The organism is Mycobacterium sp. OAS707 (assembly GCF_014873705.1).
GTDB lineage: Bacteria > Actinomycetota > Actinomycetes > Mycobacteriales > Mycobacteriaceae > Mycobacterium.
The window spans coordinates 2,051,004-2,069,068 of the sequence record NZ_JADBDS010000001.1 but is presented as its reverse complement, the minus strand read 5'-3'; the positions used below and the strand labels follow the sequence as shown (position 1 = coordinate 2,069,068).

Below are 18,065 nucleotides of genomic sequence, written 5' to 3'. Positions count from 1 at the left end.
CAGGCCGGGGTGCCCGACCAACACTGTCCTAAACGGGGTAGTAGGAGACATGATGCGCGACGACCGTGACCAGTTGCCCGACGCCGAGGCCGCCCTGCCGCCGGACTACTGGTTACTGGCCCGCGAGTGGCGCACCGTCGGTGAATATGTCGCCGCCCGCCGGGCGGTGAGCCAGACGGCGCACTGGCCGCGGGGGGACGGTCATCCGGTACTGGTGTTGCCGGGCTTCCTCGCGGGCGCGGCGTCCACTCAGTTCCTGAGGCAGTTACTGCGCAGGCTCGGATACCGCGCGTATGACTGGCGCCTCGGTACCAACCTCGGAGTCCGGCCGGGGATGATCAAGCAGTTGCCTGCCCGGCTCGACGACATCCGAGCGCGCAATGACGGACGCAAAGTCAGTGTGGTCGGCTGGAGCGCGGGAGGCATCTTCGCGCGCGAGCTGGCGAGGGCTCAGCCGGACGACGTGCGGATGGTGATCACGCTCGGCTCGCCGATCCGCGGCAACCACCAAGCCACTCACGCGTGGCGCATGTGGCGGCTGCTGAATCGGAAATCACAAGCTCGCCAAGTCGTTTCGGAGGCCGCCCGGATTGCGCGGGAGGCGCCGCTTCAGGTTCCCACCACCTGCATCTACAGCAAGTCCGACGGCATCGTCGCGTGGCAGTGCTGCCTGAGCCTGCCTGCGCCCGAGACCGAGAACGTCGAAGTGCACAGCACTCACCTCGGCTACGGGCACAACGTGGAGACCTTGCGAGTGATCAGCGACCGTCTGGCTCAGCCGGAAGGGCAGTGGCGGCCGTACCGTAAACCCGATTGACCTGCGTTGTTGCGTTTTGACGGCCGCCCTGTGGGTACCGCTGGCACTACCACGCCAACTCGGCATAGCAACAACACAGGGGTGGACAATGAAGAAGTTAACGGGAACCGTCGCCGCCATAGCGATCACGGTCGGCATGGGGGTCGCTACGACCGCGCCCGCGTCGGCGGCCAGCAACATCAAGCCATTCGGTCAGCCGGAGACACTGCTCGATCCGGTCAGCGGGTTTCCGACGATCACGTACACGGTCGAGGGTCTGAATCCGAGTTCCGACGCCGTGCCCCACAACGGCCAGTTGTACGAGGCGGTCGTGAACGTCGACGCGCGGGGCGCCGTTCCCATGGTGACGATGTTCAACGCCCGCGCGCAGAGCGGCGCCAACTACCGCTTCATCGGTGGCACGGCGCCGGGCAAGCTGTACTTCGACGTCGTCGGCGACGTCCCCAACAGCGTCGTTTACAACGATGGGGTGCAAGACCTCCTGACGTGGATTCCCGGTCCTCGTGAGGGCGGCACGCGGCCTTAGCGAAGCTCGACGGTGAAGGCCTGAATTCGCCCACGCAACAAGACGATTACGAATCAGTGCTGGTCGGCGGTGCTGCGGCGAGCCCGCTGGCGTGTGGCTAGGATATGAGCCGTCCCGGCCCTCGCCGAACCCCAACGGAGAACACTTGACGTCTACTCGCCGTGTCCAGGGAGCCTGCCTGGCTGTCGTGCTCGCCATCCTCGCAGTACTTGGCGGGGTCGTGGTGTCAACCACCCCTGAATGCGGGGACCACTGCCCGACGGTGACGGCGACTCCCGTTCCGCAGGCGGTTTCGAAGCCGACAGCTCCGCAGCCCGCCGCGGTGTGGACGGCGCCGGCTCCTGGCGCGGACGAGGTCAGCCCTTCGGGTCCCGTACTGGTCACCGCCACCTCGGGGACGATCACCGGCGTCGAGATGCGCAGTGATTCGGGGAAGGTGATCCCCGGCGTGCTCACCCCGGACGGCACGGTGTGGAAGCCGACCGCTCAGCTGGGCTATGGCCGCACCTACACGCTCAGCATTTCTGCTCGCGGGCCCAACGGCATGCCGACGCGCCAGACGTCGAGCTTCAGCACGCTGTCGCCGGGCAACCAGACGCAGGTGTACCTCGAGACCACTGCGGGCGGTCTGCTGCAGGACGGCGCGACGTACGGCGTCGGCATGGTCGTCGTCGCGAAGTTCGACGAGCCCATCGAGAACAAGGCCAACGCCGAACGCCGCCTCGTCGTCAAGACCAACCCGCCCGTGTCCGGGTCGTGGAATTGGCTCGACGATCAGACCGCGCACTGGCGGCCCGAAAAGTATTACGCCCCAGGCGCAACCGTTGATGTGTCGGCCAATCTGTACGGCACCCTTGTCGGTGACGGGCTGTACGGCCAAGAGGACGAGCATGTGTCGTTCAAGATCGGCGACTCGCACGTCTCGATCGCCGATGACAACACCAAGCAGGTCAGCGTCTACGACAACGGCAAGCTGGTCCGCACGATGCCGACCTCGATGGGTATGGGCGGCACCGAGACGATTGGCGGTACGACGCTGAGCTTTTGGACGCCGCCGGGTGTCTACACCGTGATGGACAAGGCCAATCCGGTGATCATGGATTCGTCGACGTTCGGGCTGCCGATCAATTCGCGGCTCGGATATCGCGAGACGATTCCGTATGCCACGCGCATCAGCAAGGACGGCATTTATCTGCACCAGCTCAACGCGACGGTGTGGGCGCAGGGCAACACCGATACCAGCCACGGCTGCCTGAACCTCAACAGCGACAACGCGGCATGGTTCTACGACTTTTCGGTTCCCGGCGATGTCGTCGAGGTACGGAACACCGGGGGCCCGCCGTTGAAGCTGTGGGACAACGGCGACTGGACGATGCCGTGGAGCGAGTGGCGCAAGGGCAGCGCCCTGTCCTAGGGGCCACTATTTAAAGTGCCCGGCTCTGGGCGACTTTGTCGCTCGTGCCGACTTTGTCGCTAAGAGCCGGGCAATTCACATAGTGTCCCTGGCGGCGCTCGCCGATGATGTCGGTCGCCCCTGACACCGTCGAGCCATGACACACAGACGACAGCTCCGCGGCGTCGAGCTTCGCTGCGCGCTCACCATGTTTCTGTTCCAGCACGGCGCAAAGACCGTCGCCGACCTCATCGAGGCACTGGAATACCAATGCTTCGAGATTCCCGGCCGAGCCTCGAAGGTGGTGTCCGACGCATTGCGCGCCGAGATCGCGCACGGCCGAGTGATCCGCCTCAAACGCGGCCGCTATGGCCCCGGCGAGATGCCCCGCTCCACCGAGTATCGGATACACCAGCGCGTGCTCGACCTTCGCGAGGAAGCCGCACTCATCGCCAGCCAGGCCGACAACGACGCCGCGTTCTGGGACGCGCTACTCGCGTAACCGCTGCGCCAAGCCCGACGCGCGCACCGCCCGCCGCTCGATCGCCGTCCGCAGCGCTGCCTCCGAGCCCGCCACCCGGACCCGTTCCTTTGCGCGCGTCACCGCGGTGTAGAAGAGCTCTCGCGTCAGCAGCCGCGAATCCTCCTGCGGCAGCAGCACCGTCACCTCTTCGGACTGGCTGCCCTGACTCTTGTGGATCGTCATCGCGTGCATCGTCTCGACATCCGCCAGGCGACTCGTCGCAAAAGACGTCTCCCCGATGACCGCTCGCAGCGCATCGTCGCGGACCACCGTCACACCCGTGTCCCCGTTGTAGAGGCCCAGTCCGTAATCATTGGCTGTCACCAACACCGGCCTGCCCGCGTACCACGACGACCAGATCGGATCGCCCGTCTCCTCCGTCAGCCAGCGTTCGACTTGCCGGTTCCAGTGGGTAACGCCGAATGGCCCCCGCCGGTGCGCGCACAACAGCCGATGTTCATCGAGCACCTTCAACGCCGCCCGGTCATCGCCAAGGATCGCCGCCGTCCGCAGCGCAACGGCATGTCGGACAAGCACATTGCGCAACTTGTCCCGCGGATCCGAGGCGTCGATCCACTCGATGTGCTCGTCGCCGGCCCGCAATACCTCGATCGCTCTGTCCGCGTCGCCCACGCGGATCGCGGTCGCCAACGCGCCGATCGACTTACCGAAACGGTGCGACGTCTTCAGCGCCGCGATCTTGGTTTCGCCCAATCCGTCGACCAGATCCGCCAGTACCGCGCCCGCTTCCACCGACGCCAACTGATCCGGGTCGCCGACGAGGATGAGCCTTGCGTCCGGCCGCACCGCCTCCAACAGCCGGGCCATCATGGTCAGCGACACCATCGACGTCTCGTCGACGACGATCACGTCGTGCGGCAACCGATTTCCGCGGTTGTGCCGGAACCGCGCCGACGTATCCGGTCTGCTGCCCAGCAGCCTGTGCAGCGTGGTGGCATGCAAGCCCGCCAACGCCTCTCCATCCGCCTGCGACAGCGCGCCGACCTCCAACTGCACCGCCTCCTGCAGGCGCGCCGCCGCCTTGCCTGTCGGCGCGGCCAACGCGATTCGCAACCGCCCACCGCTTGCGAGCATCGCCAACAGTCTCGCCACCGTCGTCGTCTTGCCGGTGCCGGGGCCGCCCGTCAACACCGTCAGCCCTTGCGACAGAGCGATTTCCGCGGCCACCCGCTGTTCCTCGAACCCCGCAGGGAACAGCCGGTCGATGTCGGAGGACACCTCGGTCGGTCGGGCCGAGACCATCGCGCGGATGTCGTCGCACACCTGCTGCTCTTCTAGCCAGTACCTGTCGAGGTACAGCAGATCCCCCTCGACACGTAGCACCGGCGGGTCGGTCAACAGTGGGCTGGCCTTCACTGCCGCCGCCAGATCGGTCATCTCCGGCGAGGTCAGGTCGACGCATACCGAGCCGCCGCGCAACGCTCGCACAACGAGCGCGACCGCCAACGCCACCCGCTCGTCGGTCTCCTTGCCGAGCGCGGTGAGTCGCTGCGCGACATGGACATCCGCGGGTGCGAAGAAGCCAGTGTCGTCGACGACCAGTTCCAGCGTCATGCGACCAGCTCCGAAACCGCCGTGATCAACGACACCGGCGGCTGCCAACTGAACACCCCGGCCGGGGCGGCCGGTCCGCACATGCCACGAAGGAACAGATACAGCACGCCGCCGAGATGCGTGGCAGGATCGTATCCGGGCAGCCGCCACCGTAGAAACCGGTGCAGCACAACGCTGTACAGCAGTGCCTGCAGTGGATAGTCCGAATGCAGCATCGCCTCGACCAGCCGCGGCTGCGCGTAGTCCGCGGCGGTCAACGGCCGCGCCGGATCGCCGAGCCAGTTCGTCTTGTAGTCGACGACCACATACCGGTCGCCGATTCGCAGCACCGCGTCCACCGAGCCGGACAGATACCCGTTCAGTGGCTGGCCGCCCAGCGCCGCTCCCGTCAGTCGATCGGCATACGACGCCAACGGGTCATCCTTCGGCAGATGCGTCCGCAGCAGCTCGCCGACGTCGCGCAGATGCCCCCCACCCAACGGGAATTCGAAGTCCATCTCGCACATGCGGTCTCGCAGACCAATCTGCCGCAGCGTCAGACCGTCGGCAAGCGGGCCCACGGGAGTGTCGTGCATCGGAATCATCGCCGCCGCCAACACCTCAGGTTCGACGTCGACCGGCCACCACACCGAGTGCTCGCGGATCTGCGTCTCCAGCTCCGCGGCCAGATCGACCGCGAACGGGTCCGCCGTCTCCAGCACCGCGTGCACCAGCGTGCCGAACTTCGCTCCTGCGGGCAGGTCAGCCATCGGTGAGGGCACATCGTCGCCGGCCGCCGACGCCACGACCGGAATCTCGGCGACCTCGTCGTCCAACTCGACGACCTCCGGCTCACTGCTGACCGGCGTCGCCTCGGCGTCGCGGATCAGGCCGGAGTACGACGTGCGTCGCCACGACGTGTCGATGCCGCGGTGGAAGTGGCGGACGTCAAGATCCGTCGGCGGCACAGCGCTTGGCAGCTCGGGCATCGGCGCGATCACGGAGTCCTCGATCACCGGACCGCCCGCGGCTTCCCATTCCCGCAACCGCGCCATCGCGTCGGCATCCGAGATCTTCGCCGGCTGAGCAGAATTCGGCACCTCGGCCTCGCCCGGCTTGCGGCCCCGCAGCAGCCGCGACAGCCCGCCGTTGGGCTCGTCGTTCGACGGCGCCCACCACGCCACCACCTGAGCCTGCGCGCGGGTCAGCGCGACGTAGGTCAGTCGGCTGTCGTCGCTGGCGTCCTCGGCCCGCCCCAGCTTGACGACCGCGTTGTAATCCGGGCTGTCGGGGCCGCCGATGTGCAGGCATCGGGTGTCGCCCTCGTGGTACAGCACCAACTCGGGATCGCGGACGTACCGGTTGAACGCGAACGGCAGATACACGACCGGGAACTCCAGGCCCTTGGCGGCGAACACCGTCATCACCTGCACGGCGGCCGCGTCGTTGTCCAGCCGGCGCGCGCGTTCCGTTGCGCCACTTCGCTCGTCGCGCTGGGCACGCAGCCAGTCGCGCAGCGCGGGAAGGCTGAAGTGCTCGCGATGCGCCGCCTCCTGCAGCAGCTGCGTCACGTGCGACAGATCCGTCATCAAGCGTTCGCCGCCTTGCCACGACAGCACGCGGTCGCCCATTCCGCTCAGCTGCGCGGCCTCGAAGATCGCGGCGACGCCCCGCTCGCGGGCGTGGCCTGCCCACTCCCGCAGGGTTTCCGCGACGCGGTCGGTCAGCGCGTCGCCGCCTGCCACAAGCGATTCGGCCGTCTCGCCGAAGAACATCGTCGCCGCAGCGGCCCGCACCATCCCGGGTCGGTGCGGCTGGTCGAACGCTTCCAGCAGGCACAGCCAGTCCTCGGCTGCGTCGGACCCGAAGATGTCGGAATCGCCGGTGTACACGGCAGGAATGCCCGCTTCGCACAGCGCCTCGTAACAGGCTCGGGCGTCGACGTGCTTCTCGACGATGACCGCGACGTCGCCCGCGCAGACGCGATTGTCGTCGAACGTGGCGCCGCCGGTCAGGAGGCGGCCGATGTCGGCGGCCATATCGCGGGGGATGTGCGAGCGCAGGTCGCCGATCAGTAGTGTGCGAGTTCCGCTGCGGCCCAGTATTTCCCGTCGTACCACCCGAAGCCGGAACGGATCTCCGGCGCCCTTCAGTCGCGACCCGACATGGTGGGCGTCGACGTCATGCACGATGATGCGCGGGTCGCCGAGTTCGGCTCCCTTCAGCACGACCTGTAACCGCCGCACCAGATCGCCGTCGCTGCGCCAGTTCGTGCTGAGCGTCTTCTGCACCCCTGCGGTTGCGGCCGCGTCGAGGTAGGTGACGATGTCGCCGCCGCGGAACGAATAGATCGCCTGCTTCGGGTCGCCGATCAGAATCAGTGTCGAGCGGCCGCTGAACGCGCGGTCGATCACCTTCCACTGCACCGGGTCGGTGTCCTGGAACTCGTCGACCAACACGATCGGCCACCGCTGGTGCATGCGCACTTGCGCCGGTGAGTCGTCGGCGTCCAGCGCGTCAGCCAAGCGGCTCAGCAGGTCGTCGTAGCCGAGGATGCCCCGCTGCCGCTTACGCTTGTCCAGTTCGGCCACAACGTCTTTCGCGAAGTTCACGCAGACTGCGGCGCGCGAATCGGGATCGGGATCTTTGGGCCGCAGTTCGGTCGCCGGCTTGTTGACCACCTCGCGCGCCAACCGCAGCGCATCGGCGTATGCCAACAGCGGGTCCTCACGCTCGCGGCCGAAGTGCCGCAGATACAGGTCGTCGACGATCTCGGTGACCAGCTCGTCGAGGCTCTCCACCAGCGTCACCCCTGCGTCGGTGTCGCCCGCGACACCCAACGAACGCAACACCAGCTGACAGAACTGGTGCGTGGTGGCGATCGTCGCTGCGTCGAACGCGGCCAATGCATCTCGGAGCCGTCGACGGCGGTCGGGCTGTTCTTCCGCGGCCGCGGCTTCGACGAGTTGGCGACGCACCCGGTCGCGCAGCTCCTGGGTTGCCGCGCGGCTGAACGTGATGAGCAGCATCTGGTCCAGCGTCGCGACGCCCTCGGCGACATACCGCGTGACGAGGCTGGCCAGTGCGAACGTCTTGCCCGTGCCCGCACTTGCTTCCAGCACCGTGGTCGAACACGGGTCGGGCAGCGGACCGGACAGATCGAAGCGGTCCATCATCCCAGTGCCCTCAGCATCGGCAGCCACAACCGGCAGGCATACTCGTCGAGCCCTCTTTCGACGAGTTCGGATAGCCACGCGCCCTTGCCGAATGCCCGTTCGTGCGCCTTCTCGGCGTCCTCGCCGGGATAGCGATCGGAGCGCCAGCGATACATTGCCGCCCGTTCCGGGTCGCCGTGTGAGTGTTTGGCTTCCGCCCACGCGTAGGAGGTCTTGACGGGCAGCGGCAGCGGCTCCCGTCGACCCGCGTCGTAGATCGCCACCAAGTCAGCGAGCAGTTCGACAGCGGATTCCGCGGGGCGTCCCAGCACCTCCTCGCGCGGCGTGGTGCCGCGTTTCGGTCGGCCGATGACGACAGCCGACCAGTCTGTGCGCGACGCGTGAGCGAGCAACGCCAGCAACGGAATCCACGACTGCAGCAGATGCCGGCCGTCGAGCTTCGAATACGTCACCGCGACCAGCCGTTCGCTGAACACCGGCGAGACGGTCCCGGTCAACCGCCGCCCGCCGAGGTCGATGTCGACGTCAAGGGCCCGCGACTGCGCGCCGCGGTAGTGCCGCCCGACCTCCGCCAGTTGCGTGGCCTGGTCGCGGATCTCGGTGGCCTTGCGCCAGCCCAGTCGACCGGGTGGCAGTGTGCCGCGCCGCCATTCGGCCTCGCGCGCCTGGTCGGGCTGCATGCCGTCGAGCATGTCGTGCAGCATGCGGTCGCCGACCGTCCACTCCTCGAGCGCGTTGATGTCCACCGGCATCGCATCCTGGACCCCGTCGATCTCCCAGGGCAGCGTGTAGTCCAGTGCGCGGAAGAACCCCTTCACCGGGTCCCGGAAGAACGCCGCGAGGTCGGCGAGCACCACGTCCTCGGTCGGCGGGGCCGGCAGCGGACCGGAGATGAACGGTGGCCGCTCGGCACGGCCGGCGGAGCGGACGCGGGCCGCCCGCAGCACCGTCGGGTCGAAGGTGAACGGTTTGTCGGGGACAAGGCCGCCCGGCACGACGTTTCGAGTGTCGAAGGGCTGCAACGGGTGTCGAACGACGACGGCGTCGCGGACCTTGTCCGGCGTGGTCAGGTCCAGCGTGTCGAGCAATTCGGCCAGCGGCACCGCGGGCGGGCGTTCGTGTCCGGAGTATTCGTTGGCGCCGGTGTAGGTGATCACGAGGTGCTCGGTGGTGGCCTGGATGGCGTCGAGCAGCAGTTGCCGGTCCTCAGAGCGGATGTCGCGCTCGCCGGTCATCGGAGTGCGCGCCAACACGTCGTCGCCGTCGACCACCCCGAGCCGCGGGAACACCCCGTCGTCGATGCCGACCAGGCACACCACCCGGTGCGGCACCGAGCGCATGGGCACCATCGTGCAGACCGTCAGCGTCCCGGTGCGGAAGTTGGCGCGGGTGGGGCGCCCGGCGAGATGGCGCTCGAGCAGTGCCTTGATGTCGGGCAGCCGCATGAGGGTGTCCGCGCGTGGGCCGGCTTGGCGCACGACGTCGTTGAATTCGCGTTGCAGCTGGCTGATCTGCCATAGGTCGTCGTCGCTGACCTTGGCCAGCAGGTAGATGCCGTGTTCCAGCGACGTCAGCCACTCTTCCAGTGACCTTGTGCCGGTGAGTGATTCGGTGACGCGGTGCAGCCGGTCGACATATTCGGCGAGCCGCCCAGCCAGCTCGACGCGGTTGCTGCTGACGTCGTCGAGCGGCAGCGTGGTGTCAAGCCAGGCATGCGAATCGTCGGACATCGCGACACCGGCCAGGACGCGGTCGATGCCGAATCGCCAAGTGTTCTGGATGAAGTCGACGCCGAACGGCTGGCGGTCTTCCTTGTCGAAACCCCAGCGGATGTTGGCTTCGCGCACCCAACGGGTGATGTCCTCGAGATCGTCGTCGCTGAACTCGAATTGGGCCCGGACCGGCGCGGCGGCTGCGAGATTGAGCACCTCGCTGGAGGTGGCCCTGCTGCCCGCGAGGCTGAGCAGCTGACTCGCGACGCCCAGCAGCGGATTGGTCTGCACGAGGGAGCGGTCGGCCAGGCGTACGCGCAGCCGGTGCGCGGGATGCACGCCGCGGATCATGTCGCCGAGGCCGAAGCCGGCGACGATCAGTGGCGCATAGGTCTCGATATCCGGGCACATGACCAGGATGTCGCGAGGCTCGAGGGTGGGGTCGTCGGCGAGCAGGCCGAGCAGGACCTCGCGAAGCACGTCGATCTGGCGGGCCGGGCCGTGGCAGCTGTGCACCTGGATGGAGCGGTCTGTCGGCGTGTGTGTGCGGCCGTCCGGCCTGACGGCGTTGGCGGCGATATCGGACTGCAGCCAACCGAGCAGGGTGTCGGGATGCGTTGAGCCACTGAGATATTCGTCTGTGGCGGGATCGTCGGGCAGACTGCGCTGCAGCTCGCGCAGGTCGCGGCCGAGGGTGGCCAGCAGGGGGTGGGCGACGTTGCGGTGGCTGGTGTCGTCGCGGCGGGGGATCGGGCCGCTGTCGGTGGCGAGCTTGCGCCATAGGTCGTCGCTGGGATGCGGCAGCCACAGGTGCAGATCGTGGTGGGTGGCCAGCGCGGTCAGGAGTTCGACCTCGGTGGACGGCAGCCGGGTGTGACCGAACAGCGACATCCGCTCCGGCAGGTCCAGAGGCGATTCTTGTAGCCGCACAAGGGTTTTAGCGTGCCGGACATGCGGCGGGTCGTCGTCGACCTTGGCGAGCAGCGCGCGCCACAGCGGCGGCTGCCAGTCGAGGTCGGATGGGATGTCGCCTGGGTCGTCGCGTTCCCAGTCGATCAGCAGCTGTGGCCGTTGCCGGGCGTAGGAGGCGAACAGGCCCGCGAGCCGGCGGGCGACGGCGTAGCGGCGGCCCTGGCGCAACTCCTTCTCCTCGCCCACTTCGAAGTGGCCGAGATGAGTGGCCAGCGTCTTGCACCAGCTCGCAGTGCAGCTGGCGTCGATGACCTCGAGCAGCGGCCAGACCATGGCGTCGGGAGACCATGGGTCGTCGTCCGCGGTACCGGTGATCTCCGCAATCAGGGAATGCGGGTTGCGGAACGAGATGCCTGCACAGATGCCGTCCTGGCCGGCATTGCGGCCGAGGATGTGTGAGAGCCGCTGGCTCAGCCACCGTTCGACGCCCTTGGCGGGGACGATGATCAGCTCTTGCGCGAACGGGTCGGGCAGCGGAGTGGACAGCAGATGGCCGAGGGCGTCGGCGAGGAGATCGGTGCGCTCAGCGCGATGGAGGTGAAGCGCCATCAGTGCTCACCTTAGGAGCCTCCGTCGACCTGGCGGGCCAGTTCGTCGACGACACGGTCGAGCTCGTCGACCATCCAGCTGTCCAGGCCGCGAGCACGGTAGGCCTTCAGCAGTTCGCCGTAGTACCAGAGGTGATCCTGCGGGTTCTTCCGGTTGAAGCGCTCCCACAGTTTCGGGCCGTGCTCGTGGTAGTCACGCAGCATCGAGCGCGCGTTGTCGAGCTTGTCGGCGACGGAGACCAAAAGCGTGTCGACGCCGACCTCGGCAAGGTGGTCGACGTAGCGGCGCTTGCGGTCCAGCCATGGCGGCTTGGGTTCCTCGTCGGTGTCGCTGCACTCGGCGACGATGCGGGCGACGTCGTCACCGAACTTGGTTCGGATCTCGGCCAGCGTTGGGGGACCGCCCTGGTCCTCGACGGCGTCGTGCAGCAGCGCCGCGATGGCCTGGGCTTCGGAGCCGCCGTCGTTGATGACGAGCCCGGCCACGCTCAGGAGATGGCCCATGTAAGGGATGTCGCCACCCTTACGTACCTGGTTGTGGTGCTTGTGCTCGGCGTAGACGAGCGCCTTGGAGAACTGGTCGGTCAGTATCGGTGTGGAGGTCTGCTCACTCAATGCGATTTCTCCCCTTTCAGTCTGACCATAGCCGCAGGGGGTGACACGCCGAATCTCTACGCTCGGCGTATGAAGGCAGTCACCTGCACCAACGCCAAGCTCGATGTCGTCGACCACCCGACACCCACGCCGGCCAAGGGCCAACTGCTTCTCGACGTCATTCGCTGCGGCATCTGCGGCTCGGACCTGCATGCGCGCAACCACTGCGACGAGGTCGCCGAAGTGATGGCCGAGACCGGCTACCCCGACTTCATGCGCTCGCACCAGTCCGTCGTCTTCGGCCACGAGTTCTGCGGCGAAGTCCTCGACCACGGTCCGAAAACTCGCAAGACACTGAAGTCCGGCACACCCGTCGTCGCGCTACCCCTGCTGCGACGCGGCAAGGAGGTGCACGCGCTCGGGCTGAGCACGCGGGCCCCCGGCGCCTACGCCGAACGCGTCGTCGTCGAGCAGTCCCTCGCGCTGCCGGTCCCCAACGGCCTACCCGTCGAACAGGCCGCGCTCACCGAACCCATGGCCGTCGGCTGGCACGCCGTCCGCCGATCCGACATCGGCAGAGGCCAAGTCGCCATCGTCATCGGCTGCGGACCGATCGGCCTCGCCGTGATCCTGATGCTCAAGGCCAAGGGTGTGCGAACGGTGATCGCCAGCGACTACTCCGCCGGCCGTCGCGCGCTGGCCATCAAGTGCGGCGCCGACATTGTCGTCGACCCGGCGCTCGACTCGCCGTACGAGGCCGCGAAAGGCCATGGCCATCTCGAAACACCGCTCGACGCTTTCGATCTCGCGATCGGCACCATCGAGAAGCTGCAGCGGGTGCGCCTGCCGTGGTGGCACGTCTGGCGCGCCGCCGACGCGGTCGGTGCCGCCACTCCCAAACACCCCGTCGTCTTCGAATGCGTCGGCGTCCCCGGCGTCATCGAGAGCATCATCACTGGCGCGCCGCTGTTCTCCCGCGTGGTCGTGGTCGGCGTCTGCATGGGCGCCGATCAGGTTCGGCCGTCGATGGCGATCAACAAAGAGATCGATCTGCGCTTCGTACTCGGTTACACCCCAATGGAATTCCGCGACACACTGCACATGCTCGCCGACGGCAAGGTCGACGCCACGCCACTCATCACCGGCACCGTCGGACTCGACGGCGTCGACAACGCGTTCCAAGCGCTGGCCGATCCCGACGCACAAGCCAAAATACTGATCGATCCGAAGAGCGACGCCACAAGCCCTCAAGGGAGTTGACGATGAATGTCCTGAGAACCCCTGACTCCCGCTTCGCGAACCTGCACGGCTACCCGTTCGCGCCGCACTACGTCGACGTTGCCGCCAGCGACACCGACGGCCTTCGGATGCACTACGTCGACGAGGGCCCCGCCGACGGCGCACCAGTCGTCCTCCTACACGGCGAGCCCACCTGGAGTTATCTGTACCGCACCATGATTCCGCCGCTCGTTGACGCAGGCCGTCGCGTGCTCGCCCCGGACCTGATCGGCTTTGGTCGCTCCGACAAGCCCAGCGCCATCGCCGATTACACGTACCTGCGGCACGTCGAATGGGTCACGGCATGGTTCGACGCCCTTGACCTCAGGGACGTCACGATGTTCGTGCAGGATTGGGGATCGCTGATCGGCCTGCGCATGGCCGCAGAGCAACCCCACCTCGTCGGCCGCATTGTCGTCGGCAACGGGTACTTGCCTGCTGGTCAGCAGCCCGCGAACATCGCCTTCCGCACGTGGCGGGCCTTCGCGCGCTACACGCCGGTGCTGCCGTGCGGACGCATCGTATCCGCCGGCACCGTCACGAAGATTTCAGCCGAAATCCGAGCCGGATACGATGCGCCCTTCCCCGACAAGACTTTTCAGGCAGGCGCGCGAGCATTCCCAACCCTGGTGCCGACAACGCCGGATGACCCCGCGCTCCCGGCGAACCGCGCCGCGTGGGAGGCCCTCGGTCGGTGGGAGAAGCCTTTCCTGTGCGTCTTCGGCGCCAAAGATCCCATCCTCGGTCGCGCCGACCGCCCCCTGATCGCGCATGTGCCCGGCGCGGCGGGTCAGCCCCACGCCCGTATCAACGGCAGCCACTTCGTTCAGGAGGACTGCGGCCCGGAGTTGGCCGCCCGGATGCTGGCCTGGGACCCTGCCCGAGCCTGACGCTCTAGACTGAAAACAGCTTCACGAGTTGCCGTCGCCAAGCTCCGACTGGACGGCACGCCAACCCCACGCTCGTGGGTGGCTCGGATGACGAAGCGGTCCGCACCGACCGGTGCCGACAAGAGCGCCTCCACCGGAGGCCCCGACGAGGGAGCAACATGCGCAAGCATTTCTTCCGCGCCTTCATCGCCGATCCCGTCTGCGCGTCCGCGGACCCCGGTCACCACGTCGACATCGGCCGCTACTTCATGGCCGTCGCGAAATCAGCGGTGGCCTTTCCGGTCAGCGCCCACGTCCGCGATGGGCTCGTCCACCTCGACACCGGCGAAATCCTCTGGCATCACCGGCCCGACGACGTCGCGCATGCGCTGAGAAGCAGCGACGGCCACGCCGAGTGGGCGCCCGAATGGCAGGTCCTGCTGGTGCCCGGCGCCGTCCTCGCCGACGAGCGAAACGTGTTCACGCTCGCCTCCGAGCGCACCGAATGCGAGGCTCTCAGCCCTGCTGCACCACGTTGTTTCCCGAGTTATTGATGTCCGGGGAGCCGGAGTGATAGGTCACCACGTTTTCGACCCCCGACGCGCTGATCTGATCCGACGTCTCGAGCGTGACCTTGTTCTGCATGCCCGACACCGACACCGTCGTGCAGTGGCCCGTGATCGTGACCGTGTTCGAGACGCCACTGATGCTCACCGGATTGTCGTTGCATTCGAGCGTCTTGTTCGCGCCCATCCCAGCGACGCTGAGCTGACTACCTGGCGGCGCCGCGGTGGGCTGCGAGGGAGCGTTCGGCATCGAGGGCATCGACGGAATGCTCGGGATGGAGATGCCGGGGAAGCTCGAGATGTCGCGCGTCGCCTTCTGCATCACCACGAACCCGACGCCTGCGGCAACGATCAGGAACACCACAGCGATGCCCGCGAACAGCGCCCACGGAATGCCCGCCGACGACTTGCGCTGCGGCGCCGGCGCCCACGGCGCGCCGTACCCCGGCGGCGTGTACGGACCCTGGGCCGGCGGCGGCATCGGCGGCAACGGCGGCGGTGCGTACGCCTGATCGGGTGCCGTGTACGGCGTCGTCCCCGTCCCCAACTCGGTCGCCCGCGCCGTATCGGCCAGCGGTTGCTCGAGCGCCCTGATCCGAGCCTCGGGGTCGTCCTGTGGATTCATGCGCAGATGGTCCCACAGACAGTAGGTGCCCTCAACGAATGTGACGATTTGCTGACGAGGGGCGTGCAACGTCGGCTGAAGTGGTACCCAGGAAGTGTGGTGGCAGCTGGTTTCATCGCCATCGGCAGCGGTCCGGCAGGGTTAAGCGCAGCGGAGACGTTCCGCAGCAAGCACCCGCACATCCCCGTGCGGATTTTGACCAACGACGCCGCCCTGCCCTACGCCAAGCCGCCGCTGAGCAAGGACTATCTTTGCGGCCGCGAAGCCAAGCGCGATCTGCACAGCCCCGGCTGGTTCGCCCGCCACGACGTCGAACTGGTCCGTGGGATCACCGTCGACCACATCGACGTGGTCGGCCAGGAGGTCGTCACCGAGGGCGGCCGCCGCTACCCGTACTGGCATCTCGTGCTGGGCTGCGGCGCCAGTCCTGTCCCTCTCGCGATCCCCGGGGCCGAGGCCGCGCTTCCGCTGCGGTCGTTCGCCGACGCGCTGATCCTGCGGATGGCCGCCCGCACCGCCGACTCCGCGGTCGTGATCGGTGGCGGGCTGATCGGCTGCGAAGCCGCGGCCACGCTCGCCGCCCGCGGCGTGCTCACCACGATGGTTGCCGCCGAACCCGTGCCACTGCAGCGTAGATTCGGTGACGAAGTCGGCGAACGAGTCGCAAAGATACTGTTGGACAACGGGGTTCGCTTCATCGGGTCGACGGCCGTGACCGCGATCGACGACACCCACGTCCATCTCGACACCGGTGCGAGCATCGACGGTGACGTCGTCGTCTCCGCGACGGGCGTGCGTCCCGATGCGCATCTTGCCGTCGACGCCGGGCTTGACACTTGCGACGGCCGCATCGTCGTCAACGAGCACATGCACACCTCGGCACGCAACGTCTACGCCGCAGGCGATGTCGCCTTGGCCTACAACGTCACCGCAGGCAGGCGCATCCGCGCCGAGCACTGGCGAGACGCCGCGCAGCAGGGCCGCATCGCGGGCCTGACCGCGGCCGGCCAGCCTGCGTCCTGGCGCAAAATTCCCGAATTCTCTTGCCTCATCGGCGAATCCACGTTGAAGTACCGCGGCTGGGGTATCGACTACGACAACACTCGACTAGTCGACCACCGCGACGGGTTCACCGTCTACTACGAGTCGGAGGGCGATGTCGTCGGCGTCCTCACAGCCAATCTCGTCGGCGGAACATCCAGTACAGCACGATGACCATCAGCACGATGACCGACGTGCTGACCAGAAATCCCGAGAAGGTGTTGATCCCCGGGTACTCGACGTTCTGGCCGTAGAACCCGGTGATCGCGGTCGGCACCGCGATGATCGCCGCCCACCCGGTCAGCTTCTTCATCACCGTGTTCAGCCGGGCATCCTGCAGCGACAGGTTCGTTTCGAACACGGTTGTCACCATGTCGCGCAACGACTCTGTCCACTCCGAGACGCGCAGCACGTGGTCGTATAGGTCCGAGTACAGCGGATCGAGTTCGGGTGCCGTCTTCGCGTCGAGACGCCGATGCTGGATGGAGTTGACGACCTCGCGCATCGGCAGCACCACGCGCCGCAGCTCGACCAGGTCCTTGCGCATCCGGAATGTCTTGCGCTGGAAATCTTTCCGCGGGCTGTTCTCGAACAGGTCGTCTTCGACGCTCTCGATGCCTTCGTCGAGCTTCTGCACCGCGTCGAAGTGCCCGTCGACCACCACATCGAGCAGCCCGTGCACCAGCGAGCCGACCCCGTATTCCTGGCCGCCGAGTTCGTCGAACCGCTGAGACACCGCATCGATGTCGAAATGCGGTGACAGCCGCACCGTGATCAACCCCCGCGGCAACACGAACCCGGAGATGCGGTGCACGTCGAGCATCGACTCCGTGTCATCGGCGGGCTCGCGGGTCGAGACGCCGTACACCGTGACGAAGGTGTGGGTGCGGTAGACGACGGCCTTGGTGCGTTCGGACTCGGCGATCGCGTCCTCGACGGCCCAGCTGTTCAGGCTCAGCTCTTCGGCCAGGTCCTTGAGGATCGCATGGTCGGGGTCGTAGATGTCGCACCACACCAGGGTGTCCTCTTCGGCCAGGTAGTCCGAGATCGACGGGAAGTCGAAATCGTCCTGCGGCTTGCCGGCCCGCCAGACCCGGCCTCGGACGTGCGTCACTCCTTCATCATGTCAGGGCGGCGCATCCGCGCGCGTGGCCGCGGCACCAGCATCGGGACGGTCTGGCGGTATGCGTCGTAGCGCGCACCGAGCGTGGCGGTCAGGTCGCGTTCCTCCAGTTGCATCGCCACCAGGATCCACGCCGTCGTCACGCAGGCGAACAGCAGATGCCCGGCGGTCATCGTCGGCGCCGCCCAGAACGCGACGATGAAGCCGAGGTTCAGTGGATGACGCACCACGCGATAGAACAGCGTCGTGCGGAAGCCCGTTTGCGCCTGCGGCCGCGACCGCCACACCGCGAACACCTGCCGCAGCCCGAACAGCTCGAAGTGGTTGATCATGAACGTCGACGCCAGCACGATCGCCCAGCCGAGCCAGAACAGCGCCCAGATCACCAGCCGCACCGGCTGCGAGTTCACGTCCCACATGACGCCGGTAAGCTGCCGCCACTGCCAAAGCAGCAGAGCCAGAACAAGACTCGCGAGCAGCACGTAGGTGCTGCGCTCGACCGGCTGAGGAACGTAGCGCGTCCACCATCGCTTGAACGCCGGGCGTGCCATCACGCTGTGCTGCACCGCGAACAGGGTGAGGAGCGCGACGTCGATGGTTATCGCCTGGCCGACGGGAGCGGCGATCGCGTTGTCGACGCTGCGCGGGGTCAACCCCCCGACGAAGCCGATGGCATAGACGAACACGACGAGAAACAGCGCATAGCTGATCGCGCCGTAAGTGATTGCGAAATAACGGTTCATGGCTG

At 67.1% G+C, this 18,065-nt stretch carries 15 protein-coding genes and 1 riboswitch; of the genes, 8 read left to right on the top strand and 7 right to left on the bottom strand.

Annotated elements, in window-relative coordinates; translation table 11 throughout:
• Window positions 1-52: 52 nt before the first annotated feature.
• The 4 genes from GGC64_RS10210 (at window position 53) to GGC64_RS10195 (ending at window position 3,238) form a co-directional block, all read left to right on the top strand.
• Window positions 53-817, top strand: coding sequence for a triacylglycerol lipase (locus tag GGC64_RS10210; protein ID WP_192722237.1), 765 nt, complete (start codon window positions 53-55; stop codon window positions 815-817).
• A gap of 88 nt (window positions 818-905) precedes the next feature.
• Entirely contained in the window at window positions 906-1,343 is a 438-nt protein-coding gene (locus tag GGC64_RS10205; protein WP_192722236.1) for a DUF1942 domain-containing protein, read from the top strand.
• 145 nt (window positions 1,344-1,488) lie between these two features.
• Entirely contained in the window at window positions 1,489-2,757 is a 1,269-nt protein-coding gene (locus GGC64_RS10200) for an Ig-like domain-containing protein (RefSeq protein ID WP_225951236.1), read from the top strand.
• A gap of 136 nt (window positions 2,758-2,893) precedes the next feature.
• Complete coding sequence (locus GGC64_RS10195; RefSeq protein WP_192722235.1) at window positions 2,894-3,238, top strand: hypothetical protein; 345 nt, start codon at window positions 2,894-2,896, stop codon at window positions 3,236-3,238.
• Here the strand turns inward: GGC64_RS10195 and recD are convergent.
• From recD to GGC64_RS10175, 4 genes are read right to left on the bottom strand one after another with little or no spacing between them, the layout of a single operon-like run.
• Window positions 3,227-4,834 carry an exodeoxyribonuclease V subunit alpha gene (gene recD, locus GGC64_RS10190; RefSeq protein ID WP_192722234.1) on the bottom strand — a complete coding sequence of 536 codons (1,608 nt, stop codon included), beginning with the start codon at window positions 4,832-4,834 and terminating at the stop codon, window positions 3,227-3,229. The genes GGC64_RS10195 and recD overlap by 12 nt on opposite strands.
• The gene (recB, locus tag GGC64_RS10185) at window positions 4,831-7,986 is read right to left on the bottom strand and encodes an exodeoxyribonuclease V subunit beta (RefSeq protein WP_192722493.1); all 3,156 of its coding nucleotides are present in this window, start codon (window positions 7,984-7,986) and stop codon (window positions 4,831-4,833) included. The genes recD and recB overlap by 4 nt, the downstream gene beginning before the upstream one ends.
• Entirely contained in the window at window positions 7,986-11,222 is a 3,237-nt protein-coding gene (recC, locus tag GGC64_RS10180; RefSeq protein ID WP_192722233.1) for an exodeoxyribonuclease V subunit gamma, read from the bottom strand. The genes recB and recC overlap by 1 nt, the downstream gene beginning before the upstream one ends.
• Before the next feature lie 11 nt (window positions 11,223-11,233).
• Complete coding sequence (locus GGC64_RS10175; RefSeq protein WP_192722232.1) at window positions 11,234-11,836, bottom strand: HD domain-containing protein; 603 nt, start codon at window positions 11,834-11,836, stop codon at window positions 11,234-11,236.
• A 69-nt stretch (window positions 11,837-11,905) separates the two neighbouring features.
• Between GGC64_RS10175 and GGC64_RS10170 the strand changes: the two genes are divergently transcribed.
• The 3 genes from GGC64_RS10170 (at window position 11,906) to GGC64_RS10160 (ending at window position 14,516) form a co-directional block, all read left to right on the top strand.
• Window positions 11,906-13,075, top strand: coding sequence for a zinc-binding dehydrogenase (locus GGC64_RS10170; RefSeq protein ID WP_192722231.1), 1,170 nt, complete (start codon window positions 11,906-11,908; stop codon window positions 13,073-13,075).
• A gap of 2 nt (window positions 13,076-13,077) precedes the next feature.
• Window positions 13,078-13,983: a haloalkane dehalogenase gene (locus GGC64_RS10165; RefSeq protein ID WP_192722230.1), complete on the top strand. Its 906-nt coding sequence runs from the start codon at window positions 13,078-13,080 to the stop codon at window positions 13,981-13,983.
• 19 nt (window positions 13,984-14,002) lie between these two features.
• A riboswitch (SAM riboswitch) is annotated at window positions 14,003-14,114 on the top strand.
• Between the two features lie 27 nt (window positions 14,115-14,141).
• Window positions 14,142-14,516: a hypothetical protein gene (locus tag GGC64_RS10160; protein WP_192722229.1), complete on the top strand. Its 375-nt coding sequence runs from the start codon at window positions 14,142-14,144 to the stop codon at window positions 14,514-14,516.
• On the opposite strand, the gene GGC64_RS10155 is transcribed toward GGC64_RS10160, so the two are convergent.
• The gene (locus tag GGC64_RS10155; RefSeq protein ID WP_192722228.1) at window positions 14,479-15,153 is read right to left on the bottom strand and encodes a DUF3060 domain-containing protein; all 675 of its coding nucleotides are present in this window, start codon (window positions 15,151-15,153) and stop codon (window positions 14,479-14,481) included. The genes GGC64_RS10160 and GGC64_RS10155 overlap by 38 nt on opposite strands.
• A 96-nt stretch (window positions 15,154-15,249) precedes the next feature.
• Here GGC64_RS10155 and GGC64_RS10150 point away from each other — a divergent pair, with 96 nt between their 5' ends.
• Entirely contained in the window at window positions 15,250-16,368 is a 1,119-nt protein-coding gene (locus tag GGC64_RS10150) for an NAD(P)/FAD-dependent oxidoreductase (RefSeq protein ID WP_370582047.1), read from the top strand.
• Here the strand turns inward: GGC64_RS10150 and GGC64_RS10145 are convergent.
• Together GGC64_RS10145 and mddA are read right to left on the bottom strand one after the other, a co-directional pair.
• Window positions 16,325-17,308 (bottom strand): magnesium transporter CorA family protein, encoded by a 984-nt coding sequence (locus tag GGC64_RS10145; protein WP_192722226.1) that lies wholly within the window; start codon window positions 17,306-17,308, stop codon window positions 16,325-16,327. The genes GGC64_RS10150 and GGC64_RS10145 overlap by 44 nt on opposite strands.
• Window positions 17,305-18,060, bottom strand: coding sequence for a methanethiol S-methyltransferase (gene mddA, locus GGC64_RS10140; RefSeq protein WP_192722225.1), 756 nt, complete (start codon window positions 18,058-18,060; stop codon window positions 17,305-17,307). Before mddA ends, GGC64_RS10145 begins: the two co-directional genes overlap by 4 nt.
• Between the last annotated feature and the right edge of the window lie 5 nt (window positions 18,061-18,065).

What these genes read in the sequence shown, in the direction of transcription:
- GGC64_RS10210 (WP_192722237.1), top strand. Translation starts at nt 53, where the DNA reads ATGCGCGACGACCGTGACCAGTTGCCCGACGCCGAGGCCGCCCTGCCG.
- GGC64_RS10205 (WP_192722236.1), top strand. Translation starts at nt 906, where the DNA reads ATGAAGAAGTTAACGGGAACCGTCGCCGCCATAGCGATCACGGTCGGC.
- GGC64_RS10195 (WP_192722235.1), top strand. Translation starts at nt 2,894, where the DNA reads ATGACACACAGACGACAGCTCCGCGGCGTCGAGCTTCGCTGCGCGCTC.
- recD (WP_192722234.1), bottom strand. Translation starts at nt 4,834, where the DNA reads ATGACGCTGGAACTGGTCGTCGACGACACTGGCTTCTTCGCACCCGCG.
- recB (WP_192722493.1), bottom strand. Translation starts at nt 7,986, where the DNA reads ATGGACCGCTTCGATCTGTCCGGTCCGCTGCCCGACCCGTGTTCGACC.
- recC (WP_192722233.1), bottom strand. Translation starts at nt 11,222, where the DNA reads ATGGCGCTTCACCTCCATCGCGCTGAGCGCACCGATCTCCTCGCCGAC.
- GGC64_RS10170 (WP_192722231.1), top strand. Translation starts at nt 11,906, where the DNA reads ATGAAGGCAGTCACCTGCACCAACGCCAAGCTCGATGTCGTCGACCAC.
- GGC64_RS10165 (WP_192722230.1), top strand. Translation starts at nt 13,078, where the DNA reads ATGAATGTCCTGAGAACCCCTGACTCCCGCTTCGCGAACCTGCACGGC.
- GGC64_RS10160 (WP_192722229.1), top strand. Translation starts at nt 14,142, where the DNA reads ATGCGCAAGCATTTCTTCCGCGCCTTCATCGCCGATCCCGTCTGCGCG.
- GGC64_RS10155 (WP_192722228.1), bottom strand. Translation starts at nt 15,153, where the DNA reads ATGAATCCACAGGACGACCCCGAGGCTCGGATCAGGGCGCTCGAGCAA.
- mddA (WP_192722225.1), bottom strand. Translation starts at nt 18,060, where the DNA reads ATGAACCGTTATTTCGCAATCACTTACGGCGCGATCAGCTATGCGCTG.